This window comes from Streptomyces sp. P9-2, from assembly GCF_051903975.1.
Classification (GTDB): domain Bacteria; phylum Actinomycetota; class Actinomycetes; order Streptomycetales; family Streptomycetaceae; genus Streptomyces; species Streptomyces cellulosae.
Genome location: NZ_CP192633.1, coordinates 6,191,213 through 6,214,544, shown reverse-complemented (window position 1 = coordinate 6,214,544; position 23,332 = coordinate 6,191,213). Strand labels below are relative to the sequence as shown.

The window sequence follows — 23,332 nt, the reverse complement described above, 5'->3', positions numbered from 1 at the left end:
GTCTCACACCCCTGACGAGTAAGGACCTTCCCCGATGTCACCCCACACCGCGACCACCGCCGCGGCCGTCCACCCGCTGCTCGCCGATCGCTGGAGCCCCCGGTCGTTCGACGCCGCCCACACCCTGGGCGACGAGGAGCTGGCCTCCCTGCTGGAGGCGGCCCGCTGGGCGCCGTCCGCCTACAACGCCCAGCCGTGGCGGTTCCTGGTCGGCCGGCGCGGCGACAGCACGTACCTGTGCATCCTCGACGCGCTCATCCCCTTCAACCAGGAGTGGGCGGGCACCAGTTCGCTGCTGGTGGCGGCGGTGGCGGAGGACCGTGTCGAGAACGGCGTGCCGCAGCCCGGGCCCGCGTACGACACCGGACTCTCGGTGGCCCAACTCGTACTGCAGGCGCACTCCTTGGGGCTGCACGCGCATCAGATGTCCGGCTTCGACGCCGACGCGCTGCGGACGTCGCTGGGCGTGCCGGAGGGTTTCCGGCCGCTGTCCGTCGTCGCCGTGGGCGCGCTGGCCCCGGCGGACCTGCTGCCGCCGAAGCTGCGCGAGCGGGAGACCGCCGTCCGTGAGCGGCGCCCCGGCGAGGAGACGTTCTTCGCCCACACCTGGGGCACCCCGCTGCCTGTCCGCCCCTGACACCGACTCTCCACCGGAGGACCGCACATGACCGTCCAGGCATCACCCGCCAGTACCGACGCCTTCGTCACCGAGTGGGAGGAGTGGCACCGTCACAAGGACGCCACGCTCGCCCACGAGCACGGCTTCCTCGCCGTCACCGGCCTGTACTGGCCGGACGCGGAGCCGCAGCGGTTCCCCGGCGCGCCCGGCGTCTGGTCGGCCGGCGACGACGGGGTCACCGTCGAGCTGGACGACGGGGAGGAACTGGTCGTCGACGGCGCCACCGTGCGCGGCCGGCACCGCTTCGGCGTCCTCGCGGAGCGCGCCTCCGTCCACGCCGTCTGGGGCGACGCGGTGATCGAGACAGCGCGCCGGGGCGGCCAGGACGTGGTCCGGCCGCGTCACCCCGACCACCCGCTGCGCACCCAGTTCACCGGCACGCCCGCCTACGCGCCGGACCCGCGCTGGCGGGTCACCGGCACCTACGTGCCGTTCCCGGAGCCGCGTCCCACCACGGTGGGCGCCGCCGTCGAGGGGCTCGAGCACGTCTACGACGCCCCCGGGAAGGTCCGCTTCGTGATCGACGGGCAGGAGCTGGAGCTGACCGCGTTCGAGGCCGGCGGACCGGGCGACCTGCTGGTGCTGTTCACCGACGCGACGTCCGGTGTCACCACGTACGCCGCCAACCGGGCGCTGAAGATCGACGCGCCGGGCCCGGACAACCGTGTGGTGCTGGACTTCAACCGCGCCACCAACCTGCCGTGTGCCTACACCGACTTCGCGACGTGCCCCCTGCCGCCGGCGGAGAACCGGCTGCCGGTCGCGATCGAGGCCGGCGAGACGATCCCGTACGAGCGGAAGTCCGCCGCGGCCTGAGCACGCCACGACGCGGCCCCTCCGGATGCCGGAGGGGCCGCGTCGTGTTTCACGGTTCTACGGAACCGGATCGACCGGCTCCCATGGGAAGGGCGGGTCCGGCAGTGCGTGCCGGAGGGCGGGGGCCACCTCGGACTGGAAACGTTCGAGGGAGTCGCGGTGCACGGAGTCGGGCAGTCCGCCGGCGTCGGCGTGCACATGGAGGACGCTGTGCCCGAACCGCTCGTGGTAGCGGTGCACCTTGTCGACGATCTGCTGCGGGCTGCCGATCAGGGCGGAGCTGCGCTCGACGAAGTCCTCCACCGTCTCGAAGACCACGGGCAGCCCGGTCTCCTTCTGGAAGGCCAGGTTGGCCTCGAAGACCGGCCGGTAGGTCTCGACCGCTTCCTGGGAGGTGCGGGCGACCAGCAGCCCGGCCGTGCCGGCGCCGACCGTGAGCCGCGCCGGGTCGTGGCCGTAGTGCTCCCAGCGTTCCCCGTAGTGGTCGATCAGTTCGGCGTAGGGCTCGATGGGGTGGGTGACGTTCGCGGAGAACAGCGGGTCGCCGTGGCGGGCGGCCAGGTCGACGGACTCCTTGCTGGTGGCGCTGCCGTGCCAGACGCGGACGGGCCGCTGGTAGGGGCGCGGCCAGACCTCGGCGTCCTTGAGCGGCGGGCGGAAGCGGGTGTCGGCGGTGATCCTGTCCTGCCGCCAGATGCGGCGGAAGACGTCGTAGCTCTCGGCGTTGCGGTCCCACTGGTCCTCGGGGGTGACCTGGAACAGCTCGCGCTGGGCGGTGCCGTTGCCCTTGCCGATGATGAGGTCGAGCCGGCCCTCGGAGAGGTGGTCGAGGGTGGCGTAGTCCTCGTAGGCGCGCACCGGGTCGAGCAGGCTGAGCGTGGTGACCGCGGTGAAGAGGCGGATGCGGCGGGTCAGGGCCGCGAGGTGGCCGAGGACGACGGTGGGCGCGGAGGAGAGGAAGGGCCGCTCGTGCCGCTCCCCCACGCCGAAGCCGTCGAAGCCGAGCTCCTCGGCGAGGACGGCGTTGTCGACGACCTCGCGGAAGCGGTCGTGGGTCGGCTTGAGCACTCCCGTGACGGGGTCGGGGCGGTGGACGATCAGGGTGACCGCGAGGAACTTCATGAAGCGGCCCGCCGGTCGTCGAGGTCGTCCGGGTGGGCGAGGCCCAGGTGGTGGCGGAGGGTGGGGCCCTCGTAGTCGGTGCGGAAGACGCCGCGTTCCTGGAGCAGCGGGACGACCTTGTCGGCGAAGGCGTCGAGGCCGGTGGGGGTGACGTGCGGGACGAGGATGAAGCCGTCGCTGGCGTCGTTCTGCACGTACTCGTCGATGGTGCGGGCGATGGTCTCGGCGGAGCCGATGAAGTTCTGCCGGTTGCCGGTCTCGATGACGAGGTCGCGGATGGACCAGTTGTTGGCGGCGGCCAGTTCGCGCCACTCGCGGGCGGTGGCCAGCGGATCGCGGTACATGCGGACCTGGGCTCGGCCCTCGGCGATGTGACGGCTGCTGACGTCCGGGTCGATGTCGGGCAGCGGACCGTCGGGGTCGTAGCCGGAGAGGTCCCGGTTCCAGACGAACTCCAGGTGGCGCAGGGCGGTGGCGCCGCTGACCTGCTGGCGGCGCACCGCCTTCGCCAGCTCCCGCGCCTCCTCGTCGGTGTCGGCGAGGGTGAAGGTGGCGGCGGGCAGGATGAGCAACTGGTCGGGCCGGCGGCCGTACTTGGCGAGGCGCCGCTTGACGTCGGCGTAGAAGGCGCGGCCGGCGTCGAGGGTGGCGTGGCGGCTGAAGATGGCGTCGGCGTCCGAGGCGGCGAACTCGCGTCCCTCCTCGGAGTCCCCCGCCTGGAAGATGACGGGGCGGCCCTGCGGGGAGCGCGGGACGTTGAACCGGCCGTGGATGTCGAAGTGCTGTCCTCGGTGGACGAAGGCGCCTGCCTTGGCGTCGCTGAGGAACTGGCCGGTCTCCTGGTCGGCGAGGATCTCGTCGCCGCGCCAGGAGTCGAAGAGTTCGTGGGCGGTGGCGAGGAACTCCTTGGCGCGGGAGTAGCGCTCCTGCTGCGGCAGGAAGCCCCCGCGGCGGAAGTTCTCGCCGGTGAACGCGTCCCAGGAGGTGACGACGTTCCAGGCGGCGCGCCCGCCGGAGAGGTGGTCGAGGCCGGCGAACTGGCGGGCCACCTCGTACGGTTCGTTGAAGGTGGAGTTGATGGTGCCGGTCAGTCCGAGGTGGTCGGTGACGGCGGCGAGCGCGGACAGCACGGTGAAGGTGTCGGGGCGGCCGACGACGTCCAAGTCGTATATTTGGCCGCCCTGTTCGCGGAGCCGTAGCCCTTCCGCGAGGAACAGGAAGTCGAACTTGGCGCGTTCGGCGGTGCGGGCGAAGTGCGCGAAGGAGCTGAACTCGATGTGGCTGCCGGACGCGGGGTCGCTCCACACGGTGGTGTTGTTGACGCCCGGGAAGTGGGCGGCGAGGTGGATCTGCTTCAGCGGCTTGCTCATGGCGGTGGTCGTTCCTCCGGCTCAGGCGGTGGTGTAGCGGTTGGCGGGCCGGGGCAGACCCAGCAGGCCGCGCAGGGTGCCGGCCTCGTAGGCGCGGCGGAAGGCGCCGCGGCGCTGGAGTTCGGGGACGAGGCCGCGGGTGATCGCCGGGAGGTCGTGGCCGTGGACGGCGGGCCGCAGCCGGAACCCGGTGAGCCCGGCCGCCTGGAACTCCAGCAGGAGGTCCGCGAGTTGGGCGGGGGTGCCGGTGAAGACGCGGGCGTCGGGCGTGTACGGCTCCCCGGCGAGGTCGTCCAGGCGGGCGCGGCGGGCGGCGGCCTCGGCCGGGTCGTCGTCGAGGAAGACGGTGAGGTCGCCGAAGACGTGCAGGGGTTCCGCGGCGCGTCCGGCGGCCTCCTGCTCCTCCCGGACGGTGGCGACGATGTCCCGGGCCTGGCCGGCGTCGTGCGGGGTGACGTAGCCGACGTCGGCGGAGCGGGCCACCAGGCGGTAGGGGACCGTGTCGTGGGCGAGCGCGCTGACCAGGGGCTGGCCCTGCGGCGGGCGGGGGGTGATGGAGGGGCCCTTGACGCTGAAGTGCCGTCCCTCGAAGTGGATGTGGTGCAGCTTGTCCCGGTCGATGAAGCGTCCGGTGGCGACGTCGCGGATCTCGGCGTCGTCCTCCCAGCTGTCCCAGAGCCGACGCAGCACCTCGACGTAGTCGGCGGCCTCGTCGAACAGTTCGGTGACCCGGTACCGGACGGCCGGGTCCTCCCAGGAGTCGATCCGGGGGACGGTACGGCGGCCGAAGTGGGCGGCCTCGTCGGGGCGGGCGGTGATCTGCACGCGGACGCCGGCCCGGCCGGTGCTGACGTGGTCGAGGGTGGCGATCGCCTTGGAGAGGTGGAACGGCTCGGTGTGGGTGACCACGGCGGTCGGGACGAGGCCGATGTGCCGGGTCAGGGGGGCGATCCGGGCGGCGGTGAGGACGGCGTCGAGGCGGCCGCGCACCTGGTCGGTGCGGTCGTCGGGTTCGAGGAAGCGGGAGGTCTGGGGGCCGAGGCCGTCCTCCAGGGTGACGAAGTCGAGCAGGCCGTGTTCGGCCTCGGCGACCAGGTCGGCCCAGTAGCGGGCGGTGAACAGCTCGCGGGGGCGGGACACCGGTTCCCGCCAGGAGGCAGGGTGCCAGCCGGTGCCCTCCAGGGCGACGGCGAGGTGCAGGGGTGATGCGGGTGTCGGGGACATGTCGGTGCCTTCCAGGAAGTCCGTGGCGGTGGCGGGGTCGGGGGCGCGGGGACGGCGGGGAGCGCCGTCCCCGCGCCGGGGTCCGGTGGTCAGCTCGCGGTCCTGGGCAGACCGGGCGGGTTGATCTCGGACGTGGTGACGGCCTCGTCGGACAGGCCCCAGCGCTTCAGGACCTTGGCGTAGGTGCCGTTCTCGATGACGTGGTCGATCGCCTCGGCGAGGGGCTCGACCAGTCCGCTGTCCTTCTTGGTGGCGGCGGCGATGAGGCCCTGGAGGTCGGCGCCGGCGCCGGAGTAGGTCCCGACGACCTCGGTCCTGCCGGTGGTCGCGGCGTGGTAGGCGGCGGTGGGGTTGGGGCCGAGGTAGACGTCGATGCGGCCGGACTGGAGGGCGAGGTAGGTGTCGCTGTCGTTCTGGTAGTACTTGATGTCCACCGGTTCGCGGCCGGCCCGCTCGTTGTCCTTGCTCCACTCGATGAGCAGCTTCTCCTGGTTGGTGCCGCTGCTGACCGCGACGGTGAGGCCGGCCACGTCCTCGGGTCCGTCGACCTTCAGTCCGCTGCCCTTCTTCGCCTCGAAGCCGAGATTGTCCTCGCGGTAGGTGGCGAAGTCGTACTTCTCCTTGCGTTCTTCGGTGACGGTGATGTTGCTGAAGCCGGCGTCGTACTTGCCGCTGTCGATGCCGACGAAGATGTTCTCCCAGGAGACGGGGTTGAGCCGCAGCTCCAGGCCGAGGACGTCGGCGACCAGGGAGGCGATGTCGGGTTCGACGCCGATGACGGTCTTGTTGTCGGTGGCCACGAAGGTGAGCGGCGCGGCGGAGCCGGAGGAGTTCACCACCTCCAGCGTGCCTCTCCTGCGTACCTCCGCCGGGACCTTGGCGGCGATGGCGTCGACCTTGTCGGTGCGGACGCGGTCCTGGTCGGCGGTCAGGTTGATCTTGGTCTTGCCGCCGTTGCCCGAGTCGACCTCGGTGGTGCCTCCGTCGTCGGGGTTGCCGCAGCCGGCGAGGGCGAGGGCGGAGGTCAGGGCGAGCACGGCGGCGGTGCGGCGGAGGGTGGAGGGGGACACAGGGGTGCTCCTTGCGTGCGAGAGGGACGGGCGGGGCGGTCAGAGGACCTTGGAGAGGAAGGCGCGGGTGCGCTCGTGCTGCGGCTTGTCCAGGACGGCCGAGGGCGGCCCCTGCTCCACGACGACTCCGCCGTCCATGAACACCACGGTGTCGGCGACCTCGCGGGCGAAGCCGATCTCGTGGGTCACGACGATCATGGTGGTGCCGGTGCGGGCCAGGTCCTTGATGACGTCGAGGACCTCGCCCACGAGTTCCGGGTCGAGGGCCGAGGTGGGCTCGTCGAACAGCAGCACCTTCGGTTCGAAGGCGAGTGCGCGGGCGATGGCGACGCGCTGCTGCTGTCCGCCGGAGAGCTGCCGCGGGTAGGCGTCGGCCTTGTCGGCGAGACCGACGCGGGCGAGCAGCCGCCGGGCCGTCCCCACGGCCTCCTTGCGCGGGCGGCGCAGGGCGGCGACGGGCGCCTCGACGAGGTTGTCGAGCACGGTGAGGTGCGGGAAGAGGTTGAAGTTCTGGAAGACGAACCCGATGTGGGTCCGCTGCTTCAGTACGTCCTTCTCCTTCAGTTCGTGCAGCCGGTTGCCGGAGCGGCGGTAGCCGATGAGCTCGCCGTCGATGCTGATCCAGCCCCGGTTGACCTTCTCCAGGTGGTTGATGGTGCGCAGCAGCGTGGACTTGCCGGAGCCGGACGGGCCGAGGACGACGGTGACCTCGCCGGCCCGGACCCTCAGGTCGACGCCGCGCAGCACCTCCAGCGGGCCGAAGCTCTTGTGGACGCCGCGCACGTCCACCATGACGTCGCTCATCGGATGTCTCCCAGGGGCTTGAACGGTACGACGGGCCGGTTGCGCTGCGCCGCGGCCGTGCGCAGGGTGCGGACGAAGCGGCGGGCGCGCTGCAGCGGGGTGGGCGGCGGGGTGCGGTCGGCGCCGCGGGCGTAGCGGCGTTCCACGTAGTACTGGACGACCGACAGCAGGGAGGTCAGGACGACGTACCAGGCGGTGGCGACCAGCAGCAGGGGGATCACCCGGCCGTTGCGGCCGTAGATGACCTGCACCTGGTAGAAGAGCTCGCCGATGGACATCACGTAGACCACCGAGGTGCCCTTGAGCAGCCCGATGATCTCGTTGCCGGCGGTGGGCAGGATGGCGCGCATGGCCTGCGGGAGGACGATGCGCCGGATCTGCCGCAGCCGGGGGATGCCGAGCGCGGCGGCGGCCTCCAACTGGCCCTCGTCGACGGCGAGGACGCCGCCGCGCACGATCTCGGCGGCGTAGGCGGCCTGGTGGAGGGTCAGGCCGATGACGGCGGCGCCGATGGTGCCGATGATGCTGTTGCTGTCGACGGACCAGAACACCGGGCCGAAGGGGATGCCGAAGCCGAGCCGGTCGTAGAGGGCGCTCAGGTTGAACCAGAACACCAGCTGCACGATCATCGGGATGGACCGGAAGATCCAGATGTAGGTCCAGGCGACGGTCTGCAGCACGGGGCTCCGGGACAGCCGCATGAAGGCGAGGACGGTGCCCAGCAGGAAGCCGAGGACGGTGGCGTAGGCGGTGAGCTGGAGCGTCACCCACACCGCCTGGACGATCGTCTCGGACAGCACGTAGTCCCGGAAGACGTCCCATTCCCAGACGGGGTTGGTGGCCAGGCCGTGGGTGAACTGGGCGACCAGCACGACCACGGCGACGGCCGCGACCCAGCGGGCGTAGTGGCGGGCGGGGACGACCTTCAGGCCCGCCGGGTCGTCCGGCAGGGGCGGGGCCGGGGCGCCGGGGGCGGCCGGGCCGGGTGGCGCGGTGTCGGTGGTGGATGCCATGGCGTGGTTCCTGCTCGGCTCAGAGGTGTTCGCGCGGGTTGATCTCGGAGGCGTCGATCGCCGAGGCGGTGGTGCCCCACTTCTCGAGGATCCGGGTGTACGTGCCGTTCTTGATCAGTTCGTTGACGGCGGCCTGGAACGCCTTGGTGAGCGGGGAGCCCTTCTTGAAGGCGAAGCCGACGTCGAGGCGGTGGAACTCGCCGAGGAACTCGGTCTGCGAGGCGGGCTGCGAGGCCTGGTGGCGCAGGCCGTTGATGGTCGACATGATGACGTCGATGCGGCCCTGCTGGAGCGCGGTGAGGGTGGCGCCGTTCTCGGCGTAGACCTTCACGTCGTACGGCTTCTTGCCGGCCTTGGCGCAGACGCCCTTCTCGGCGGTGAGGGTGGCCTCGAAGGTGGTGCCGGCGCCGGTGCCGATGGTCAGGCCGCACAGCTGGACCAGGTCGGTGATCTTCTTCTTGCCGAGCTCGGTGTCGCCCTTGCGGACGGCGAAGCCCTGGCCGTCGTTGATGTAGGTGACGAAGTCGATGGTCTTGAGGCGTTCCGCGGTGACGCCGAAGTTGCCGGTGCCGACGTCGTACTTGCCGCTGCCGAGGGCGGGCAGGATCGTCTCGAAGGAGGCGTCCTGCCGCTGGAGCTCGATGCCGAGCACCTTGGCGACGGCGTCGGCGATGTCGATGTCCTGGCCCTCGGGGTCCTTGTCGGTGCCGTTGGGGTAGTAGGCGCCGGGCGGGAAGCCGACCGAGCTGCCGACGCGGAGCGTGCCGGCCTTGCGGACGTCGGCGGGCAGCAGGGCGGCGATCGCGTCGACCTCGCGGACGTCGGCGACGGGGTCGTCCTTCGGAGCGGCCTGGGCTCCCGCCGGGGCCGTGCCGTCGGTGTCGCCCGAGCCGCAGGCGGTGAGGGCCAGCAGCGGGAGCAGGGCTAGTGCGGCGGCGCGGGGGAGTCGGGTTCTGAGCTTCACGGGCGGGAGGCCTTTCGGGTGTGCGGCGGGGTCGCGGCGCGTTCGGGGCGGGCCGGGCGGGCGAGGTGTTTCTCGAAGGGCAGCGGGCCGATGGTTTCCGGGTCGGCGTCCGTGTCGAACAGGGGCGTGTAGCCGGTGGCCAGGTAGAGGCCGCGGGCCTCGGGCTGGCGCGGTCCGGTGGTGAGGTGGACGCGCCGGTAGCCGCGGGCGTGGGCGACGCGCTCCAACTCGCCGACGACGCGGCGGGCGAGGCCGCGCCGGCGGTGCGCGGAGTGCGTCCAGATGCGCTTGAACTCGGCGGTGTGCGCGTCGTAGCGGCGGAAGGCGCCGCCGGCGACCGGCTCGCCCCGCTCCAGGAGCAGCAGCAGGGCGCCGCCGTGCGGGGCGGTGAACTCCTCGTCGGGGTAGCGGGACAGCTCGGCGTGGGCGTCGCGGCCGTAGCGGGAGGAGTACTCGTCGCCGAGTTCCCGGAGCAGCGGGCGCACCCGGGGGTCGGACACCGGCACTTCGACGAAGGTGAACTCGACTTCTTCAGGCGTCACTTGGGTGAAAATGGGCGTGGCCTCTCGGGGCGTCCCGGACCGCACACGCACGCATGGCTGGACCACGGGTGGGCTGCGACCGGAGATGACGAACCGTCGGACGGACGGGTGAAGGGATGCGTGACGACGCCGGACGTCGGGAGATTCAGGGGTGCGGCAGCGCGCGTGGGAGAAGAACTCGGCCCGCGACGGGGTCACCGAGGGAGGGAAGGGCCGGTCGGACGGCCCGCTGCCGAGTCAGGCGCAACACGCGGCGGACCACACTCGACCGAAGTCGATGTGGTCGCGCGTCACCAAGCGCTGCTGGGCATTCATGCGACATATTGAGCAGTACATCGCGCCGCACGTCAAGCGTCGCTCGGATGCCGGGACGCCGGCCCGGCGCTTCGGGACGCACGGGCCACCGGCCTTCGGGACGCGCTGTTGACACGGCGTGGCCACAGGCGCTTACGATCGGCGACGGACGCGCCGCCCGTGGGAACGGGTGTCCGCTCCGGCCGCGTTGAGGGACGCGGCGCATGTGACGACGCCGGACCCCGGCGCACCGTGCCCGCGCGGGCAGCCACTGCCGCGCCGTGGGCCACGGGTTGCAGCCGGGCGGTCATCCACGTCTGCGCCCCTCCCCCGGAGAGTCCTTCGATGGTCATGCCTCCCGGCGTCACGCCGGCCCCTGCCGCGGTCCCGCCGAGAAAACAGCCGGAGACCGCCGCCCCCGACACGGACGTGCCGCGGATCGTGCCGCGCCGGAACGTCGGCCGCTGGATCAGCGCCGGTCTCGCCCTGCTGCTGTTCGCGATGGTCCTCAACTCGGTCGTCCGCAACGACGCCTTCCAATGGAGCGTGGTGGGGCAGTACTTCACCACCTCCGCCGTGCTGGACGGACTGCTGCTGTCGCTGTGGCTGACCGCCGTGGTGATGGTTCTGGAATTCCTAATCGGCACCGTGCTGGCGGTCATGCGGCTGTCCGGCAACCCGGTGCTGCGCACGCTCAGCTGGGGCTACATCTGGATCTTCCGGTCCACGCCGCTGCTGGTGCAGCTGCTGTTCTGGTTCAACATCGGCGCGCTGTACCCGACGCTCGGCCTCGGCGTCCCGTTCGGCCCGCAGTTCGTCACCGTGCAGACGGTCAACCTGCTCGGGCCGACGCTGACCGCGGTGATCGGGCTGACCCTGCACGAGAGCGCGTACGCGGCCGAGGTGGTGCGCGGCGGCATCCTCTCGGTGGACTCCGGACAGACCGAGGCGGCGCAGGCGCTCGGGCTGAGCCGGCGCCGTACGCTGCGCCGGATCGTCGTGCCGCAGGCGATGCGCTCCATCGTGCCCACCGCGGGCAACATGCTGATCGGCACCCTGAAGGGCACGAGCATCGTCAGCGTGCTGGCCGTGCACGACCTGCTGTACTCGGTGCAGCTGATCTACAACCAGACGTACCAGATCATCCCGCTGCTGATGGTCGCCACCCTGTGGTACATCGCTGTCACCACGGCGCTGAGCATCGCCCAGTTCTACGTCGAGCGGTACTACGCGCGCGGCAACTCCCGTTCGCTGCCGCCGACTCCGCTGCAACGGCTACGTTTCCAGCTGACCGCGCTGCGGCTGTGGCTGCGCAGGGCGACCGCGGCCGACGCCCGTCCGGCGATCGGCGGTGACCGGTGAGCGGCCCTTCCGCGCCCGCGGTGCTGGCCGTCGTCGGCGCGGGACCGCGCGCCACCGGTCTGCTGGAGCGCATCGCCGCCAACGCACCCGAACTCTGGGACGGCACAAGGGCGTTGCACATCCAGCTGATCGATCCGCATCCGCCGGGACCGGGGCGGATATGGCGGCACGAGCAGTCGGGGCTGCTGCGGATGAACTCGATGGCGGAGGACGTCACGATGTTCACCGACGAGTCGTCCACCATCGAGGGCCCGGTGCGGCCGGGACCTTCGCTGGCCGAGTGGGCGGCCCAGTTCTCCGGCCGGGGCCCGCGCCACGCCCCGTACGCCGAGCCCGCCGACCCGGAGGTGCTCGCCGAGCTGCGCGCGCTGGACCCCGCCGACTTCCCGACCCGCCGTGCCCAGAGCGCCTACCTGGACTGGGTGTTCCGCCGGGTGCTGACCGAGCTGCCGGCGTCGGTCACCGTCGAGTGGCACCGCACCACGGCGACCTCGGTAACCGGTCCCCCCGACGGCCCGCAGGAGGTGCGCCTGGACGGCCGGGACACCCCGCTCACTGCCGATCTGGTGGTCCTCGCCCAGGGGCACATCGGCGCCGAACCGGCGGCTGAACACCGGGCGTTCGCCGACTTCGCCCGCCGGCACGGCCGCTTCCATCTGCCGCCGGAGTTCTCCGCCGACGCCGACCTGTCCGGGCTGCGGCCCGGCGAGCACGTCCTCGTGCGCGGCTTCGGGCTGGCCTTCGTCGACCTGATGTCGCTCCTCACGGAGGGACGGGGCGGCCGGTTCCGCACCCGCCCCGACGGCACCCTCCACTATCTGCCGTCGGGCCGGGAGCCCGTGCTGCACGTCGGGTCGCGGCGCGGGGTGCCGTACCACTCCAAGACCCGCTACCGGCTCCAGGGACCGCGCCCCGCGCTGCCCCGCTACTTCGGCCCCGGCGCGGTGGACGCGCTGCTCGCCGAGAACCGCCCGCTGGACCTGCGGCGGGACGTGTGGCCGCTGATGGCGAAGGAGATCGGCTACGGCCACTACCACGAGCTGTTCCACGCCCACCCCGGCCGCACGACGCTCCCCTGGGAGGACTTCGCCGCCGCCTACGACCGACTGGGCTGGTACGACCCGGACATGACGGAGCTGGTCGCGTCGGCGGTGCCGGACCCGGCGGACCGGCTGGACTTCGAGGCGCTGGACCGGCCGCTGGACGGACTGGCCTTCGCCTCACCGGACGCCTTCCAGGACCATCTGCGGACCTACGTCACCGAGGATGTCGCCCGCCGTGAGAACCCCGGGTTCAGCGCCGACCTCGGGGCGTTCCTCGCCCTGCTGTCCCTCTACGGGCAGCTGCCCCGCCTGGTGGGGTCGGGGCGGCTGACCGCGCGGTCCGTGGCCGAGCAGCTCGACGGATGGTGGCAGGGGTTCTTCAGCTTCCTCGCCTCGGGCCCGCCCGGTTTCCGGCTGCGTCAGCTGCTCGCGCTGTCCGAGGCGGGCGTGGTCCGCTTCCTCGGCGCGGACGTACGGATCGCCGCCGACGAGTCCACCGGCACCTTCACCGTGACCAGCCCCACCGTCCCCGGCCACACCACCCGCGCCACCGCCCTGATCGAGGCGTACCTGCCGCATCCCAGCCTCGACCGCACCGAGGACCCCTTGCTGCGCGACCTGCACCGTTCCGGGGCGGTCGCCGAGGAGGTCGTCACGGACCCCGCGTTCACCCACCGCTCGGGACTCCTCACCGTGTCCCCCGCCGACGGACGGCTCGTCGACCCGTCGCTGGGCGGGCCGCACCCGCGGCGCATCGCGCTGGGCGCGCCCACCAACAGCCGCGCCGTCGCCGCGTTCGCCCGGCCCCGCACCGACTCCCCGGGCTTCCGGCAGAACGACGCGGTGGCCCGGGCGCTGCTGCGCACCCTGGCGGAGGTGTCGCCGACGGCCGACCACGCGTCGGTCGCCGTGTGACGGGCGCCCCGGAGCGGCCCGTGGTTCGCCCTCGTCCGCCCTCGTCCGTGCTGGCTCCGGCATGACCGGCCCTGATCGGGGCAAACGGTCCGCCTGGAACCGGGGAGGACACCATGACGATGACGGAGCAGCCGGCCGGGCGGACGGAGAACGGACACGCCTGCTGCGGACACCACGACGACGGCGCCGCGCGGCACGGCGCCGAGCCGCCGGAGCCGGCGCGTGAGCGGGTGAACCGCCGCTGGAACGAGATACTCCAGGAGACACGTGTCACGCAGACAGGTGTCCAGATCCTCTTCGGTTTCCTGCTGAGCGTGGCGTTCACCCCGCTGTTCCGTGAGCTGGAGACGCCGGACAAGGTCATCTACGTGATGACCGTGGTGTTCGGCGCCGCCGCCACCGGGTCGCTGATCGCGCCCGTGTCCATCCACCGCTTCCTGTCCGGGCAGCGGATGAAGGACGAGGTGGTGGAGGCGGCCGGACGTCTGATGGTGTGCGGGATGGTACTGCTGGCGCTCACCATCGGCTGCACGCTGCTGCTGATCCTGCGGTTCGTGGTGCCGGGCGTGCTCGCCGAGGTGCTGGTGGGCGCGGTCATGCTGTGGTTCGGGCTGTGCTGGTACGTGCTGCCGCTGCGGCTGCGGCGCAAGGCCGCCCGCAGGGCGGAACGCGAGCAGGCCTGACGGCCATCCGCCTTGGTGAAGGGGCCGCAGCCGCGATGACCGCCGAACGTGAGATCACCTCGCCCGTCGACCTGTGCCTCCCCGACGGGCGGCTGAACCCGGCGGCGGTCGGCTGGACGCGGCGGCCGCTGCACCGGGCGAACCTGCGCGGCTGGGGTCGCGCCAAGCGCTGGGAGTACTGGGGCATCGTCACCCCGACCCACATCGTCGGCCTGGTCGCGTCCTCCCTCGACTACGCGGGCACGCACGGCGTGTACGTGCTGGAGCGGGCCACCGGCCGCGAACTGGCGAAGGACGCGGTGACGCCGCTGGCGCGCGGCGTGCGCATGCCGGACCGCAGCGGGGAGGGGACTGCGTCCGCGCGGGGCGGCGGGGTGACGGTGGCGTTCGTCCAGCACGCGGAGGGCACCACCCTCACGGCCGCCGCTCCCGGTGTCCGGCTGGAGGCCGAGGCGCCCCTGGTGCCGGGGCACGAGTCGCTGGGCGTGGTCGTGCCGTGGAGCGAGCGCCGGTTCCAGTACACGCTCAAGGACCTCGGCCGCCCGGTGCGCGGCCGTCTTCAACTCGGTTCTCGGGAGGTCACGTTCGGCGCGTCCGACTCGTTCGCCGTCCTGGACCACGGGCGCGGCGAGTGGCCGTACTCCGTGTCCTGGAACTGGGCGGCGGGCTGCGCGCCGGGGCGGGCGGTCCAGTTCGGCGGGCGGTGGACCGACGGCACGGGCTCCACGGAGAACGCCCTGTTCGTGGACGGCCGGCTGCACAAGATCGGTGACGACCTCGTCTGGGAGTACGACCGTGCGGACTGGCTGCGGCCGTGGCGGATCACCGGGCCCCGGGTGGAGGCGGAGTTCCGCCCCTTCCACGTACGGGCGGCCAGGACAAGCCTGTTGGTGGTGTCCAACGACACCCATCAGTGTTTCGGGAGCTTCACGGGGCGCGCCCGCGCCGACGACGGCTCCTGGGTGGATCTCGACGGGCTCACCGGCTGGGCCGAGGAGGCCCGTAACCGGTGGTGAACGCGTCCTGCCCGTGACGCGCGTGCGTCACGGGCAGGGCGGGACGGCTCGGGTCAGCCGCTCTTGCGGCGGAACGACCGCTGGCTGGTCGCCGGTCCGTGCGTGGCACGCACCTTGGACGCGTTCGGGTTGCCGGCGGCCTCGGACGCCTCCGCCTGCGCGCCGCGCTTGCGCGCCAGCGCCTCGCGGAACTTGCGCTTGAGGTCGTAGGTGCCGTCGGCCTCCGGTGTGACCGGGGACGTCGCGGCGTCGGCCGGCTCCGAACCTTCCGTGGCGGGGGGTTCTGCGGTCATGGTGACCTCCTGGGTTCGGGGACGGACGGGCGAGCACAGCTTGTCACGCCCGGCGCCGTGCGGGCAGCGAATATCGCGGCGCGGTGCCGCTCAGCCGCCGCGGCGGACCTGCGCGGCCCGGCGGGCCTCGGCGAGCCTGCGTGCCTCGCCGGCCTTGCGCGACTTTCCGCCGCCGGAGCCGGTGCCGCGCGGGGCGCCCTTGCTGGTGCCGAGGCCGCGGAAGGGGGCGTTGACGTTCTTGGGGCGGGGCGCGGCGGGCCCGCCGTCGAGGGGGACGCCGGAGGGGGCCTTGGCTCCTGTGATGCGGGTCAGTACCGCCTCGCCGGAGCGGACCGGGGTGACGGTGGCCTTGATGCCGGCCTCGGCCAGCATGCGGAGCGTCTCGCGGCGCCCGCCGGACGCCACCAGCGTGACCACGCGGCCGGACGCGCCGGCGCGGGCGGTGCGGCCCGCGCGGTGCACGTAGTCCTTGGCGTCGGCGGGCGGATCGACGTTGACGACGAGGTCGAGGTCGTCGACGTGGAGGCCGCGGGCGGCGACGTCGGTCGCGACGAGGACGGTGAGGCCGCCCTCCTTGAACTGGGCGAGCGTCTTGGTGCGCTGCGGCTGGGACTTGCCGCTGTGCAGGGCCCCGGCGCGCACCCCGCTCGCCCGCAGATGGCGGGTGAGCCGGTCGACGGCGTGCTTCGTCTCGAGGAACAGCAGGACGCGGCCGTCGCGGGCGGCGATCTCCGTGGTGACGGCGTAGCGGTCGGGGCCGTGGACGACGAGGAGGTGGTGCTCCATGCCGGCCACCGCGGCGCCGGCCGGGTCGACGGAGTGGACGACGGGGTCGTCGAGGTGGTCGCGGACCAGCTGCCCGACGTCGCCGTCCAGGGTGGCCGAGAACAGCATGCGCTGCCCGTCGGGACGCACCTGGGCGAGCAGCCCGGACACCTGCGGGAGGAAGCCGAGGTCGCACATCTGGTCGGCCTCGTCCAGGACGGTGATCCGTACCCGGCCCAGGCGGCAGGCGTTGCGCTCGACGAGGTCGTGCAGCCGGCCGGGGGTGGCGACGACCACCTCGGCGCCCTGGCGGAGCTCGGCGATCTGGCGGCTGATCGACAGGCCGCCGACGACGGTCGCCATCCGCAGGCGCAGCGCCCCGGCGTACGGCTCCAGGGCCTGCGTGACCTGCTGGGCCAGCTCGCGGGTGGGCACCAGGACCAGGGCGAGGGGCTGCTTGGGTTCGGCGCGGCGGCCCGCGGTGCGGGTCAGCAGGGGGAGGCCGTAGGCGAGGGTCTTGCCGGAGCCGGTACGTCCGCGTCCCAGGACGTGACGTCCGCGAAGGGCGTCGGGGAGCGTGGCGGCCTGGATGGGGAAGGGTTCCCGTACGCCGAACCGGTCCAGGGTGCGCAGCACGGTCTCCGGCAGCCCGAGGGCGGCGAAGGAGGAGCCGTCCGGCGTTCGGGCGGGCGTGGCGGCTTCGGGGTGGAGCTGGGTCACGGGGGGAGCCTTCCGCAGGGGACGTGCCGAGGAAGGCCCGGCAAAAGGGTCACCTTATCACCCACCGGACGCGACCCGACCGGCGGCGGTGGTCCGTGCACCGGGTCAGCTCGGGCCGCCCGGCCTCTTGACGGTCGGTGTTACAAGTCAATAGCTTCAGTATCACCGTTGCACCAGGGGTCGCGTTGCCGACAGGAGGCATCAGCATGGGCCGTTACGGCCGGCTCGCCCGGATGCGGCAGATGGATCCGCAGCGGGACTTCGAGCAGATCTACCGGTGGATCACCCAGTACGAGTTCCCTCGCGACTACCTGCACGGCACGTCGGTCGCCTTCCTGCGCGACTACGGCGTCCCGCGCATCTCCCGACTGCTCGACCGTACGCAGGAGTTCGAGCGCGCGGGGCAGAAGCGGTACGACGACACGGTGCTGATCGCGTACGAGATGGTGCGCCACGGGACGGACTCGGAGCACGGCCGTGCCGCCGCCCGCCACCTCAACCGCATCCACGGCCGGTACCGGATCGCCAACGAGGACTTCCTGTACGTGCTGGCCACCACGGTGGTCGGCCCGAAGCGGTGGATCGACCGCTTCGGGTGGCGTCCGCTGTGCGCACAGGAGACCGAGAGTCTGGCCCTCGTGGGGCGGCGGATGGGCGAGATGATGGGCATCGCCCAAGTACCGTCCACGTACGCCGAGTTCGAGCGGCTGCACGACGACTACGAGCGGGAGACGTTCGCCTACGACCCCGCCAACCGCCGGGTCGCCGCGGCCACGTTACGCATCATGGCCGCGTGGTATCCGGCGCCGCTGCGTCGGATCGCGGTAAGGGCGTCACTGGCGGTGCTGGACGAACCGCTGCTGACGGCACTGGGGTTCCGGCCGCAGCCGGCGTGGGTACGGGGTGTGGTGCACCGGGCGCTGCGGCTGCGGGCGGCGTACATCCGGCTGCTGCCGGCCCGCCCGGAACGGTTCCCCCGCGGGCCTGAGCCCCGCACGTATCCGTTCGGTTGGACGTTGGACGATCTGGGTCCGCACTGGGCGCAGTCGCGGCCGCTGGAGCCGCTGGGGGACGAGAAGGCGACCGGCGCCGGGCCTGCGGAGGCGGGGCGCTCGGACGAGCCGCGGGAGCAGGAGCCACCGGACGAGAAGCCACCCGATACCGCGCCCCCGCGACCCTCCCCCGTCCGAGCACCCCGCAAGGAGACCCCATGACCGAGACCGCCCCGGACGCCGCGCCGCGCGCCGCCGCCGCTTCCCCCGCGCCGGCGTCCGCCGCGACTTTCACCACCCACTCCCCCGCCACCGGCGAGCGCCTCGCCGAGTACCCCGTGCACGGGCCCGAGGACGTCGCCCGGGTCGTGGCGCGGGCCCGGACCACGCAGACGGGGTGGGCCGAGCTGCCCGCGTCCCGGCGCCGGGAGCTGCTGCTGCGGTGGAAGAAGGCGATCGCCGAGAACCTGGACACGGTGGCGCGGACCGTCGCGCGGGAGACCGGGAAGCCGGTCGGCGACGCCGAGCTGGAGGTCGTGCTGACGCTGGAGCACCTGGCGTGGGCGGCCCGCAACGCCCGCCGTGTGCTGGGTCGCAGAGGCGTGCGGACGGGGCTGTTCACGGTGCACCAGCGGGCCTCGCTGGTGCACCGCCCGCTGGGTGTGATCGGCGTGATCGGCCCCTGGAACTACCCGCTCTACACGCCGATGGGCTCCGTCGGATACGCCCTCGCCGCGGGCAACGCGGTCGTGTTCAAGCCCTCGGAGCTGACTCCCGGCACGGGTGTGCTGCTGGCGGAGCTGTTCGACGCCGCCGCGCCCGAGCACGCGGGGCTGCTGACCACGGTCACGGGGGCGGCGGCGACCGGGGACGCGCTGGCCCGGTCCGGGGTGGACAAGGTGGCGTTCACGGGGTCGCCCGGCACCGCGCGGAAGGTCATGGCGGTGTGCGCGGAGACGCTGACCCCGTTCCTCGCCGAGTGCGGCGGCAAGGACGCGGTGATCGTCACCGCCGACGCCGACCTGGAGGCGGCCGCCGACGCGATCGTGTGGGGGCGCTGAGCAACGCGGGGCAGACCTGCGCGGGCGTGGAGCGCGTCTACGCGGTGCGCGAGGTGCACGAGGAGCTGTGCGAGAAGGTGGTGGAGAAGGCCAGGGCGCTGCGCACGGGCGCCGACGCGGACGCCGCATACGGGCCGATGACGCTGCCAGGACAGGTCGCCGTCGTCGAACGGCATGTGAGCGGAGCCGTGGCGGCGGGCGGCCGGGCGCTGCTGGGCGGGCCGGACTCCGTGCGCGCGCCGTACGTGGCGCCCGTGGTGCTGACCGACGTGCCGGAGGACGCGCCGGCGATGACGGAGGAGACGTTCGGGCCGGTGGTGACCGTCAACGCGGTGGGGAGCGTGGACGAGGCCGTGGAGCGGGCCAACGCCTCCCGCTACGCCCTCGGCGCGGCGGTGTTCAGCGGCAGCGGGCGCACCGGTGCGGCGATCGCGGCGCGGCTGCGCGCGGGCGCGGTGTCGGTGAACTCGGTGCTGGGGTTCGCGGCGGTGCCCGCGCTGCCGTTCGGCGGTTCGCAGGACTCCGGGTTCGGGCGGATCCACGGCGAGGAGGGGCTGCGGGCGTTCACCTCCGTGCAGTCGGTGACGGTGCAGCGATTCGCCCCGGCGATCGCGCTGACCTCCTTCTCGGTCCCGGCGGCCACCCGTGAGCGCGCGGTACGGCTGGCGCGTGCCCTGCACCGGCGACGCTGAACGCCCCGCGGACGCCTGACCGCGCCGTCGGCGCGGTCAGGCGTCCAGCAGCGGGGCCAGATAGCGCCGGGCGAAGTTCCGCGCCTGCTCCGCGTCTTCCATCTCGATGCAGCTGGACGGGTTGAGCAGGAAGGACACGGCGACCCGCACCATCAGCTCGGCGACCGGGCGCGGGTCCTCGTCGGGGCGCCCCTCGACCTGCTGCGCCCGGCGCAGATGCCCCGTCAGGTACTCGACGGTCGCGCCGAGCGAGGAGCCGCCCTGCACGGTCAGGTACGGCAGCACCACCTCGGGTTCGAGCCGCAGCATGCCGCCGAACAGGGGGTGGGCACGGGTGTGGCGCAGGGAGACGGCGAATCCCTCGATCACGCGCTCCTTCATGGTCGGCAGACCGGCCACCGCGGCGTCCAGCCGGGCGAAGAAGCGGCTCAGCTCGCGCAGCAGGGTCTCCTCGACCAGGCGGTCCTTGGTCTGGAAGCGCCGGTAGACGGTCACCCGGGAGACACCGGCCCGCTTGGCGACGTCGTCCACGGAGGAGCGGCGCACGCCGAGGAGGGTGAACTGCTCCAGTGCCGCGTCGAGGATGCGCCGCGCCGTGTCGTCCTCGGGCTCCGGCAGGGCGAGGGCCCGGGCGAGCCACGAGTCGTTCGTGTCAGTTCTCATGGTGCTCCTCACGATACCGGCGAACGACTCCCTCAGAGACGCTGATACAACTACCATAACTTTGTATCTGCAGAACGCGCCCCACCCGTACCGAGCCGCCGACCGGCACCGGACCCCGGAGGACCTGATGGGCAGTCGACTCACCGAGGAACAGGCCGCGTTCGCGGCGGCCGTACGCGACTTCGCCAAGCGCGAGTGCGGCACCCGAGAACAGCGTGACGCGCTGACGGACGGGGGCCGCGAGGCGCACCATCCGGAGCTGTACCGCCGGCTCGCCGACCTGGGCTGGCTGGGCATCTGCCTGCCGGAGGAGTACGGCGGCGCGGGCGGCGGCACGGCCGACGCCTGTCTGTTCCTGGAGGAGACGTCGTACGGGATGGTGCCGTGCGGCGGCTTCATCACCACGGTGATCACGGCGAAGGCGTACGAGCGGTTCGGCACGGAGCAGCAGCGGCAGGAGGTGCTGTCCGGTGTCGTCCGCGGGGACGTGCTGGCGATCGCGATGTCGGAGCCGGGGGCCGGTTCCGACGTGGGGGCGCTGCGCTGCCGGGCCCGGCAGCAGCGGGACGGCAGCTGGGTGATCGACGGCCAGAAGACATGGATCTCCAACGCGCACTGCGCCGAGAGCATCCTGCTGGTCGCCCGCACCGGCGAGGACAAGCACGGCGGGCTGACCATGTTCCATCTGCCCGCCGGCACGCCCGGCGTGGAGATCCGGGGCATCGAGACGATGCGCGGCCGGGAGGTCAACGACGTCTGTCTGACGGACGTACGGCTGCCCGCGGACTCGGTGGTGGGCGAGGTGAACGGCGGCTGGAAGCAGTTGATGGCCGGTCTCAACCACGAGCGGCTGTTCCTGGCGGCGAACATGCTGGGGCTGGCCCGCCGCGCCTTCGACGACGCGATCGCCTACGTCCGTGAGCGGGAGCAGTTCGGGCGGCCCGTCGGCTCGTTCCAGGCGATACGGCACCGCGTCGCGGACCTCGCCACGGAGATCGAGTGCACGCGGCTGCTGGTGCGCGAGGTGGCCCTGGACTGCGACGCGCACCCGGAGAAGCTGTTCCCGCGCGAGGCGTCGATGGCCAAGCTGAAGGCCACCGAACTCGCCAAGCGGGTCACGCTGGAGGGCATGCAGATGATGGGCGGCTACGGCTACACCACGGAGTTCGACATGGAGCGCCACCTGCGGGCCGCGGTCGTCTCCACGGTGTACGGAGGGACGAGCGAGATCCAGCGGGACGTCATCGGCAAGACGTACGGGCTCTGAGCCGGGGCGCACAAGAAGGCCGCCCGTCCCCTGACCAGAGGGGCGGACGGCCTTCGTCCTGTGGAGGGCGGTCAGTCGTGGTAGAGCGCGGTCAGGGCGTCGGTGTACTTGTCGCGGATGACGCGGCGCCGCATCTTCAGCGACGGCGTCAGCTCACCGGTCGCCGGGCCCCATTCCTCGGCGAGCAGCTCGTACCGCTTGACCTGCTCGGTGCGGTTGAGACGGGAGTTGGCGGCGGCGACCGCGCGGTCCACCTCCGCCCGCACCTCGGGGTGCCGGACCAGCTCGGCCAGACCTCCGTCCGTGTCGATGCCGTGCTTGGCGGCCCAGGCGGGCGCGGACTCCGGGTCGAGGACCAGCAGGGCGACCAGGTAGGAGCGGTTGTCGCCGTGGACCATCGCCTGACCGATCAGCGGGTGTTCCTTGAGGGCGTTCTCCACCAGGGCCGGCGAGACGTTCTTGCCGGTCGAGGTGATGATCATCTCCTTCTTGCGGTCGGTGAGCCACAGATAGCCGTCCTCGTCGAGACGGCCGATGTCGCCGGTGGCGAGCCAGCCGTCGGCGTCCAGCGCGGACGCCACGGAGCCGTCCGGCTGGAGGTAGCCGTCGAACACGGACGTGCCGCGCACCAGGATCTCGCCGTCTACGGCGATGCGGATCTCCACGGACTCCACGGGCCGGCCCACGGAGCCGAGCCGGAAGCCCAGCTTCGGGCTGTTGCTGGTGGCGACCCCGGTGGTCTCGGTCAGCCCCCAGGCGTCCATGATGACGATGCCGAACCCGGCCCAGAAGTTCACCACGTCGACCGGCATCGGCGCGGACGCGCTGGCCGACCAGGTCACCCGGTCCAGACCGCCGGCCGCCAGCATGGGCAGCAGCACCTCCTTGCGGACCCGCCGGTAGCGCTCCTCGAGCTCGGGCGGCGGGGTCTCGCCGCGCTCGCGGTACCGGACGTGCGTACGGGCCACCTCGAACGCCTCGTCGATGACGGCCCGTTGGTCGTCCGGCATCAGCGAGAGCACGGCCCGCACGGCGGCGGACAGCTTCTCCCAGATGCGCGGCACGCCGAAGAACTGCGCGGGACGCACCTTGCGCACCACCTCGCCGACCTTCGTCGGGTCGGCGCACAGATAGACGTGCGAGGCGCGGTGACAGGGCAGGTAGATGCCCAGCATGCGTTCGGCGATGTGCGCGAACGGCAGGTAGCAGATGTGCTCGACGTGCGGCGGGAGTTCCACCACGGCGTCCAGGGCGAGCGCGTTGGACAGCACCACCCGGTGGGTGAGGACCACGCCCTTGGGCTCTCCGGTGGTGCCCGAGGTGTAGACGACGGTGAGCGGGTCCTCGGGCCGGGCGGTGTCGAGCTCCTTGTCGAACTCGTCCGGCACCGGCGCCTGTTGCAGCGACGCGTACGGCACGTGCGTCGCCTCCGCCCCCGCGTCGGCCACCACCAGCCGTTCCAGCGGGGTGTCGGCGTCGGCCAGCAGCGGCTCCCACACCGGGAGGTGCTCCGCCCCGCCCACGACGGCGAGGCGGGCGCGGCAGTTGCGGGCGATGTGGGTGATCTGCTCGGGGGCGGCGGTGCCGTAGACGCTGACCGGGACCGCGCCGAGGCGGACCAGCGCCAGGTCCGACAGCCAGTGCTCGGGCCGGTTGGCCATGAGCAGCAGCACATGGTCGCCGCGGCCGACGCCGAGGGCCCGGTAGCCGGCGGCGAGGGTGCGGGTGTGCTCGTGGATCTCGCCCCAGGTGAGCGTGGTCCACTCGGCGTCCGGGTCCTCCGACTGCGAGGACAGGCCCGGCAGTTCGGGGTAGGCGTGCGCGTTGTGCGCCAGCAGCTGGGGCAGGGTGCGGTCGGCGGGGTCGTCGGGAAGGGCGCCTGCGGTGGGAGGTGGTGACGTCATCGGGGCCTCCTTGCGTTGCGGGTCGGGGAGAGAACGTCTGGGAGACCGGGGCGTGGGG

20 protein-coding genes and 1 pseudogene are annotated in these 23,332 nt (G+C 72.6%); 9 read left to right on the top strand and 12 right to left on the bottom strand.

Translation table 11 applies throughout. The features are described from left to right. Window positions 1–34 precede the first annotated feature (34 nt). Together ACQY0Z_RS28080 and ACQY0Z_RS28075 are read left to right on the top strand one after the other, a co-directional pair. On the top strand, window positions 35–637 hold the full coding sequence (locus tag ACQY0Z_RS28080) for a nitroreductase family protein (RefSeq protein WP_439813014.1): 603 nt from the start codon (window positions 35–37) through the stop codon (window positions 635–637). Window positions 638–664: 27 nt separating this feature from the next. Further along, window positions 665–1,495: a DUF1684 domain-containing protein gene (locus ACQY0Z_RS28075; RefSeq protein ID WP_189903025.1), complete on the top strand. Its 831-nt coding sequence runs from the start codon at window positions 665–667 to the stop codon at window positions 1,493–1,495. Between the two features lie 57 nt (window positions 1,496–1,552). On the opposite strand, the gene ACQY0Z_RS28070 is transcribed toward ACQY0Z_RS28075, so the two are convergent. The 8 genes from ACQY0Z_RS28070 to ACQY0Z_RS28035 all read right to left on the bottom strand — a co-directional run bounded on the left by ACQY0Z_RS28070 (window position 1,553) and on the right by ACQY0Z_RS28035 (window position 9,604). Beyond that, complete coding sequence (locus ACQY0Z_RS28070; RefSeq protein WP_439813013.1) at window positions 1,553–2,617, bottom strand: LLM class flavin-dependent oxidoreductase; 1,065 nt, start codon at window positions 2,615–2,617, stop codon at window positions 1,553–1,555. Next, entirely contained in the window at window positions 2,614–3,987 is a 1,374-nt protein-coding gene (locus ACQY0Z_RS28065; RefSeq protein ID WP_189903021.1) for an NtaA/DmoA family FMN-dependent monooxygenase, read from the bottom strand. The genes ACQY0Z_RS28070 and ACQY0Z_RS28065 overlap by 4 nt, the downstream gene beginning before the upstream one ends. Before the next feature lie 21 nt (window positions 3,988–4,008). Continuing rightward, window positions 4,009–5,211: an LLM class flavin-dependent oxidoreductase gene (locus ACQY0Z_RS28060; protein ID WP_439813012.1), complete on the bottom strand. Its 1,203-nt coding sequence runs from the start codon at window positions 5,209–5,211 to the stop codon at window positions 4,009–4,011. Between the two features lie 89 nt (window positions 5,212–5,300). Further along, window positions 5,301–6,281, bottom strand: a complete 981-nt coding sequence (locus ACQY0Z_RS28055) for an ABC transporter substrate-binding protein (protein WP_439813011.1) — start codon at window positions 6,279–6,281, stop codon at window positions 5,301–5,303. Window positions 6,282–6,320: 39 nt separating this feature from the next. After that, the gene (locus ACQY0Z_RS28050) at window positions 6,321–7,085 is read right to left on the bottom strand and encodes an amino acid ABC transporter ATP-binding protein (RefSeq protein WP_439813010.1); all 765 of its coding nucleotides are present in this window, start codon (window positions 7,083–7,085) and stop codon (window positions 6,321–6,323) included. Continuing rightward, complete coding sequence (locus ACQY0Z_RS28045; RefSeq protein ID WP_189903015.1) at window positions 7,082–8,098, bottom strand: amino acid ABC transporter permease; 1,017 nt, start codon at window positions 8,096–8,098, stop codon at window positions 7,082–7,084. The genes ACQY0Z_RS28050 and ACQY0Z_RS28045 overlap by 4 nt, the downstream gene beginning before the upstream one ends. Before the next feature lie 19 nt (window positions 8,099–8,117). Then, complete coding sequence (locus tag ACQY0Z_RS28040; RefSeq protein WP_189903013.1) at window positions 8,118–9,062, bottom strand: ABC transporter substrate-binding protein; 945 nt, start codon at window positions 9,060–9,062, stop codon at window positions 8,118–8,120. Next, window positions 9,059–9,604, bottom strand: a complete 546-nt coding sequence (locus ACQY0Z_RS28035) for a GNAT family N-acetyltransferase (protein WP_439813009.1) — start codon at window positions 9,602–9,604, stop codon at window positions 9,059–9,061. The genes ACQY0Z_RS28040 and ACQY0Z_RS28035 overlap by 4 nt, the downstream gene beginning before the upstream one ends. Window positions 9,605–10,243: 639 nt before the next feature. Between ACQY0Z_RS28035 and ACQY0Z_RS28030 the strand changes: the two genes are divergently transcribed. The 4 genes from ACQY0Z_RS28030 to ACQY0Z_RS28015 all read left to right on the top strand — a co-directional run bounded on the left by ACQY0Z_RS28030 (window position 10,244) and on the right by ACQY0Z_RS28015 (window position 14,917). Then, complete coding sequence (locus ACQY0Z_RS28030; protein WP_439813008.1) at window positions 10,244–11,260, top strand: amino acid ABC transporter permease; 1,017 nt, start codon at window positions 10,244–10,246, stop codon at window positions 11,258–11,260. Next, window positions 11,257–13,218, top strand: coding sequence for an FAD/NAD(P)-binding protein (locus ACQY0Z_RS28025; RefSeq protein WP_439813007.1), 1,962 nt, complete (start codon window positions 11,257–11,259; stop codon window positions 13,216–13,218). Before ACQY0Z_RS28030 ends, ACQY0Z_RS28025 begins: the two co-directional genes overlap by 4 nt. Before the next feature lie 113 nt (window positions 13,219–13,331). After that, window positions 13,332–13,901: a DUF6328 family protein gene (locus ACQY0Z_RS28020; protein ID WP_189903007.1), complete on the top strand. Its 570-nt coding sequence runs from the start codon at window positions 13,332–13,334 to the stop codon at window positions 13,899–13,901. 35 nt (window positions 13,902–13,936) lie between these two features. Next, window positions 13,937–14,917 (top strand): DUF2804 domain-containing protein, encoded by a 981-nt coding sequence (locus ACQY0Z_RS28015; protein WP_189902999.1) that lies wholly within the window; start codon window positions 13,937–13,939, stop codon window positions 14,915–14,917. 53 nt (window positions 14,918–14,970) lie between these two features. Here the strand turns inward: ACQY0Z_RS28015 and ACQY0Z_RS28010 are convergent, their stop codons facing one another. Together ACQY0Z_RS28010 and ACQY0Z_RS28005 are read right to left on the bottom strand one after the other, a co-directional pair. Then, window positions 14,971–15,210, bottom strand: a complete 240-nt coding sequence (locus tag ACQY0Z_RS28010) for a DUF5302 domain-containing protein (protein WP_019521526.1) — start codon at window positions 15,208–15,210, stop codon at window positions 14,971–14,973. A gap of 90 nt (window positions 15,211–15,300) precedes the next feature. Beyond that, window positions 15,301–16,695: a DEAD/DEAH box helicase gene (locus ACQY0Z_RS28005; RefSeq protein WP_439813006.1), complete on the bottom strand. Its 1,395-nt coding sequence runs from the start codon at window positions 16,693–16,695 to the stop codon at window positions 15,301–15,303. A gap of 206 nt (window positions 16,696–16,901) precedes the next feature. Here ACQY0Z_RS28005 and ACQY0Z_RS28000 point away from each other — a divergent pair, with 206 nt between their 5' ends. Further along, the gene (locus ACQY0Z_RS28000) at window positions 16,902–17,909 is read left to right on the top strand and encodes an oxygenase MpaB family protein (protein WP_381728653.1); all 1,008 of its coding nucleotides are present in this window, start codon (window positions 16,902–16,904) and stop codon (window positions 17,907–17,909) included. Continuing rightward, window positions 17,906–19,440: pseudogene (locus ACQY0Z_RS27995) on the top strand (aldehyde dehydrogenase family protein). Before ACQY0Z_RS28000 ends, ACQY0Z_RS27995 begins: the two are co-directional and overlap by 4 nt. Window positions 19,441–19,476: 36 nt before the next feature. Here the strand turns inward: ACQY0Z_RS27995 and ACQY0Z_RS27990 are convergent. Next, window positions 19,477–20,103, bottom strand: coding sequence for a TetR/AcrR family transcriptional regulator (locus tag ACQY0Z_RS27990; RefSeq protein WP_381729755.1), 627 nt, complete (start codon window positions 20,101–20,103; stop codon window positions 19,477–19,479). A gap of 127 nt (window positions 20,104–20,230) precedes the next feature. Between ACQY0Z_RS27990 and ACQY0Z_RS27985 the strand changes: the two genes are divergently transcribed. After that, window positions 20,231–21,370, top strand: coding sequence for an acyl-CoA dehydrogenase family protein (locus ACQY0Z_RS27985; protein ID WP_254587735.1), 1,140 nt, complete (start codon window positions 20,231–20,233; stop codon window positions 21,368–21,370). 71 nt (window positions 21,371–21,441) lie between these two features. Here the strand turns inward: ACQY0Z_RS27985 and ACQY0Z_RS27980 are convergent, their stop codons facing one another. Further along, complete coding sequence (locus tag ACQY0Z_RS27980) at window positions 21,442–23,274, bottom strand: AMP-dependent synthetase/ligase (protein WP_439813005.1); 1,833 nt, start codon at window positions 23,272–23,274, stop codon at window positions 21,442–21,444. Between the last annotated feature and the right edge of the window lie 58 nt (window positions 23,275–23,332).

Excerpts from the sequence above, each read along its gene's own strand:
- ACQY0Z_RS28080 (WP_439813014.1), top strand. The coding sequence starts at position 35 with ATGTCACCCCACACCGCGACCACCGCCGCGGCCGTCCACCCGCTGCTC.
- ACQY0Z_RS28075 (WP_189903025.1), top strand. The coding sequence starts at position 665 with ATGACCGTCCAGGCATCACCCGCCAGTACCGACGCCTTCGTCACCGAG.
- ACQY0Z_RS28070 (WP_439813013.1), bottom strand. The coding sequence starts at position 2,617 with ATGAAGTTCCTCGCGGTCACCCTGATCGTCCACCGCCCCGACCCCGTC.
- ACQY0Z_RS28065 (WP_189903021.1), bottom strand. The coding sequence starts at position 3,987 with ATGAGCAAGCCGCTGAAGCAGATCCACCTCGCCGCCCACTTCCCGGGC.
- ACQY0Z_RS28060 (WP_439813012.1), bottom strand. The coding sequence starts at position 5,211 with ATGTCCCCGACACCCGCATCACCCCTGCACCTCGCCGTCGCCCTGGAG.
- ACQY0Z_RS28050 (WP_439813010.1), bottom strand. The coding sequence starts at position 7,085 with ATGAGCGACGTCATGGTGGACGTGCGCGGCGTCCACAAGAGCTTCGGC.
- ACQY0Z_RS28045 (WP_189903015.1), bottom strand. The coding sequence starts at position 8,098 with ATGGCATCCACCACCGACACCGCGCCACCCGGCCCGGCCGCCCCCGGC.
- ACQY0Z_RS28030 (WP_439813008.1), top strand. The coding sequence starts at position 10,244 with ATGGTCATGCCTCCCGGCGTCACGCCGGCCCCTGCCGCGGTCCCGCCG.
- ACQY0Z_RS28020 (WP_189903007.1), top strand. The coding sequence starts at position 13,332 with ATGACGATGACGGAGCAGCCGGCCGGGCGGACGGAGAACGGACACGCC.
- ACQY0Z_RS28015 (WP_189902999.1), top strand. The coding sequence starts at position 13,937 with ATGACCGCCGAACGTGAGATCACCTCGCCCGTCGACCTGTGCCTCCCC.
- ACQY0Z_RS28010 (WP_019521526.1), bottom strand. The coding sequence starts at position 15,210 with ATGACCGCAGAACCCCCCGCCACGGAAGGTTCGGAGCCGGCCGACGCC.
- ACQY0Z_RS28000 (WP_381728653.1), top strand. The coding sequence starts at position 16,902 with ATGGGCCGTTACGGCCGGCTCGCCCGGATGCGGCAGATGGATCCGCAG.
- ACQY0Z_RS27990 (WP_381729755.1), bottom strand. The coding sequence starts at position 20,103 with ATGAGAACTGACACGAACGACTCGTGGCTCGCCCGGGCCCTCGCCCTG.
- ACQY0Z_RS27985 (WP_254587735.1), top strand. The coding sequence starts at position 20,231 with ATGGGCAGTCGACTCACCGAGGAACAGGCCGCGTTCGCGGCGGCCGTA.
- ACQY0Z_RS27980 (WP_439813005.1), bottom strand. The coding sequence starts at position 23,274 with ATGACGTCACCACCTCCCACCGCAGGCGCCCTTCCCGACGACCCCGCC.